The organism is uncultured Kiloniella sp., from assembly GCF_937128705.1.
Taxonomy (GTDB): domain Bacteria; phylum Pseudomonadota; class Alphaproteobacteria; order Kiloniellales; family Kiloniellaceae; genus Kiloniella.
The window spans coordinates 1-3,749 of the sequence record NZ_CAKZMP010000413.1 but is presented as its reverse complement, the minus strand read 5'-3'; the positions used below and the strand labels follow the sequence as shown (position 1 = coordinate 3,749).

Annotated in this window: 5 protein-coding genes; 2 read left to right on the top strand and 3 right to left on the bottom strand. The window is 43.3% G+C overall.

Features of this window, described 5'->3' with window-relative positions; genetic code table 11:
• Both Q0241_RS21300 and Q0241_RS21295 read left to right on the top strand, forming a co-directional pair.
• A partial coding sequence (locus tag Q0241_RS21300; RefSeq protein WP_299381099.1) for a tyrosine-type recombinase/integrase occupies positions 1–275 on the top strand: 275 nt, incomplete at its 5' end.
• A 337-nt stretch (positions 276–612) separates the two neighbouring features.
• Complete coding sequence (locus Q0241_RS21295; RefSeq protein WP_299381097.1) at positions 613–1,344, top strand: response regulator transcription factor; 732 nt, start codon at positions 613–615, stop codon at positions 1,342–1,344.
• 273 nt (positions 1,345–1,617) lie between these two features.
• Here Q0241_RS21295 and Q0241_RS21290 read toward each other — a convergent pair whose 3' ends face one another.
• From Q0241_RS21290 to Q0241_RS21280, 3 genes are all read right to left on the bottom strand, one after another.
• Entirely contained in the window at positions 1,618–2,307 is a 690-nt protein-coding gene (locus Q0241_RS21290; protein ID WP_299381096.1) for a hypothetical protein, read from the bottom strand.
• A 46-nt stretch (positions 2,308–2,353) separates the two neighbouring features.
• Entirely contained in the window at positions 2,354–2,848 is a 495-nt protein-coding gene (locus tag Q0241_RS21285) for a hypothetical protein (protein ID WP_299381094.1), read from the bottom strand.
• 115 nt (positions 2,849–2,963) lie between these two features.
• Positions 2,964–3,749 (bottom strand): FAD-dependent oxidoreductase (locus Q0241_RS21280; RefSeq protein WP_299381092.1); only part of this gene is annotated, 786 nt, incomplete at its 5' end.

Here is a 3,749-nt window from a genome sequence, read left to right as displayed (position 1 = left end):
CGATAAAAACACTGAAAAACTTACCACAACAAGAAAGCGGGCAAGTTCTGCGAACAACCGCCGAAGGAATAAAAAATGCCTTTGAGAGAGCCAGAAAACGCGCCAAACTGGAGCACTTTAATTTCCATGATCTCAGGCACGAAGCTATCTCAAGGTTATTTGAGGCAAACTGGAACGTCATGGAAGTAGCTGCAGTTTCTGGCCATAAAGACCTTCAAAGCCTTAAACGTTATACAAACCTTAAAGCAGCCGATCTCGCTAAAAAGATGGGGTAATATTAAACAAGGTAAGCCGTGCAACTACCCTTTGCTGGCCCCTCATGCACACCCAACAGAAACTACCTGCTTCCGCGTCACAAAAAACGCCTTAGTCATTTCCGACTAAGGCGTTGATTATATTGGTTGCGGGGGCACGCGACCACCGATAATTTTAATGATGCCCATACATACCGACCATACAGAAGCCCTCTATTAATCGTGAGAGGAAACTATTTGATCAGTTAGTCAGCCAGAAAAGTACAGTAAAAACGTATGGGGAATTTATATGTGCCATGTTAATTTCCTATGGATTTTTAAGATATGACACGAATTGAGCTCTAACCGAGAAGATATTATGACAGACACGATTACGAATAAAAAAAACACGATACTTATTGTTGATGATGAACCCCAGATAAGGAAATTACTCAAGATTACCCTAAAAAGTGAAGGGTATAAACCCGAAGAGTGTGAGAGTGGAGCTCAAGCTGTCAGGATGAGTGCATCAATTAAGCCTGACCTGATCATTCTTGATCTTGGCTTGCCCGACATGGACGGTAAAGAGGTCATTGACAGTATCCGAGAGTGGTCTCAAGTCCCGATTATTGTTTGCTCAGTCCGTGACGCGGATAGCGAGGTTGTTGATGCACTTGGGCGCGGAGCAGATGACTATGTCACAAAACCATTTAATCCAGATATCCTGCTTGCACGTATTGAAGCCAACTTGCGGAAATCGGCAACACAAGAGGCAGGGGAGCCCGATTTAGAAAATGGTCGCATCAAAATGGATCTGGTACGTCACGAGGTTTTTGTTGATGGCGAAAGTACATTCTTCACACCAAAAGAATATGAGTTGTTGCGCTACTTCATGATTAATCGCGGCAAGATGATTACCCACAAACAGCTTTTAAAAGATGTTTGGGGCCCTGCACACGGCGAAGATATGCAATATCTCCGCGTTTATGTCAGTCAGCTTCGGGAAAAGATCGAACCCGATGTCAAAGATCCCACTTACGTCATTACAGAGCCCGGTATTGGCTATCGAATGGAAATAATGGACGCGATAGCTTCATACACAAAGGCCTAGACATACCCTTTTTCACAGGCGGTTAAAAAATTAACTTTCTTCGCCAGACAGAATAGTTAGAAACAGTAGAAGAAGCTTCCATATATAGGTAACAACCCAATACGGGCTGAGCTTTCAGAGAACAAACATCATTAATCATTGATGTGATTACTCTAGGCCAAGGCTCTATAAAAACATTCCAACATAAAAGCTGCCGAATGACAAAAAGCCCCCTTTCAAAAGAAAGGGGGCTTTTACCATCTAGATTATTTCTCTCTAGAATAACCGACTAGATCAAGATTTCTTCTTAGCCTTATAAAGCGTTACGACATGGTCCGCTTCGATTTCATTTTCGTCAAAGAAATCCTTGTCCATTTCACCAGATACATAAACTGTATCGCCTTTCTTGATACGTTGATATCCTTTATCATCCAATGGATTATAACTCATGTCATCGGTATCAATTGTGATACTGTTTTCGCCAACACCCAAGACAAAGTCACGGCCATCAACCTTCTGAACCGTACCGCGGATATTAACGAGAGCATCGTCCGGGATATCATCTAGGTTAGATGTTCTTGGTGTGAAGTAGTAAGTAGAATAATAATCTTCTTCATCCGCATCATTCGCAAAATAATAGGTATTCCGACTGTGTGCATAAATACTGTCTGCCTCAATTTTGCGCGCTTCATAAAGGTCCTGATCAATATCACCATAAACGGTAACCTTTTCACCAACCTTGATTGCACGAGCTTCATCATACCAGTCCCAATCATCCATCTCGATGGTAATTGATCCCTGTTTGCCATAACGCAGCTCAAATGCTTCGGGATAAGCTTTCGTAACTGTACCTGTAATACTAATCGCGCTCTCGTTCTGATAAGCATCACTATAAGGATCTTTTTTTTCAGCCTGTGCAACAGCCCCAAAAACCACTACGGATGTTGCTGTTATTGCTGTTGTCATCGTCAATTTGCGTAACATAAAATTCTCCTTTTAAACTTTTATTGGCTCTATAGAAGAAAAAATATTAAGCGGCGATGTTGTACGCATCCCCTTGTTTAAATATGTCCTGAATGATTTCAGCCCGTTCAGAGCTATCAGCTTCGACAACAAGCAAAATCGCACCATTTTTTACTTCATTTTCATATCGCTTGGCTTCATACTCTGGAACGCCAAATCCAACCAATGCACCGGTCAAACCACCCGTCGCGGCGCCAACGCCCGCGCCTGCAGCTGCAGCGACTGCCGTACCGTACACCACCAAATTCACACCTGGAATAAGGATTGTACCGGCCGCGGCTAAACCACCCGCGATAGCACCAATAATGCCACCTGCGGACGCACCAACAGCACCGCCTTCAGTTGCTTTAGTTCCCTTTTCTATATTAAAGGACTGACCGACAGAGCTATCTGTTGCAACCAAGCTCATTTGTTTTTCGGAAAAACCTGCTACCTCGAGTTTTAGCAACGCTTCTCTCGCAGCTGAATCTGTCTTGAATGTTGCTGATACTGTATGTGTCATAAGTTTACTCCTATTCAATATGGAACAAGCAATTGCCTGTACGTTTTAGAGAATATGAAGATCAACATCAGTATGCGAGAGGAAGCAAAACCCCATAGCATCAACAGAGTATAAATTATCTATTTTCCAACTTTTTGAGCGCACCCTCTAATGCCGACTTTAACCCCTCCTCTAGCGAAGGATGATAAAAAGGTGTTTTTAGAATTTGGCTAAGAGTTAAGTGTTGCACCAACCCCAGACTTAAGAAATGTGCAAGGTGTTCGGCAGCTGGCGCCATAATTTCTGCTCCACGCAAACAGCCACTATTTCGGTCAGCAAACAGGCGGATTCTTCCAAAATTTTCACTCTCTATTCTAGCACGCCCTTGGTCCTCGAAGTTCGCCTCTCCAATAACGATATCATCATGACGCATAGCATATTCAGTGTCCCCCACAATCGCCGTCACAGGTTTGGTGAAAATAATCTGTATCCCACCGTGATGTGGAGCCTGCTTATTCCTCCTATGCAATGCATTATAGGCAGCTCGCTCGCCTTCATTAACAGCTTCGTGCAACACGGCCCGTTCATCAGTCGCATCACCAGCTATGTAAATCGGATAATCCTGGATTTGCATACTATGACGATTGAAAGAGGGCACTCCGTTACCATTAATCTTAAGCCCCAAACGTTTTAAACCAAGCTGACAAAGACTTGGTTTGCGCCCAGCAGCAACAAATATAGCGTCGACAGTTGCCTCTTGTGTTTCAGTATGAAGCAATAGGCCGCCTGGTACTCGTTTTACATCCGGATCACTGTTCAACCAAAGCTTCATATCTTCAGAAAGTGCCTCGATAATAGTGTTGTTAATTTTTGCATCACTCACGACACCCACTTTTTTACTTCGATTGATTGCAGTAACATC

What these genes read in the sequence shown, in the direction of transcription:
- Q0241_RS21295 (WP_299381097.1), top strand. Translation starts at nt 613, where the DNA reads ATGACAGACACGATTACGAATAAAAAAAACACGATACTTATTGTTGAT.
- Q0241_RS21290 (WP_299381096.1), bottom strand. Translation starts at nt 2,307, where the DNA reads ATGTTACGCAAATTGACGATGACAACAGCAATAACAGCAACATCCGTA.
- Q0241_RS21285 (WP_299381094.1), bottom strand. Translation starts at nt 2,848, where the DNA reads ATGACACATACAGTATCAGCAACATTCAAGACAGATTCAGCTGCGAGA.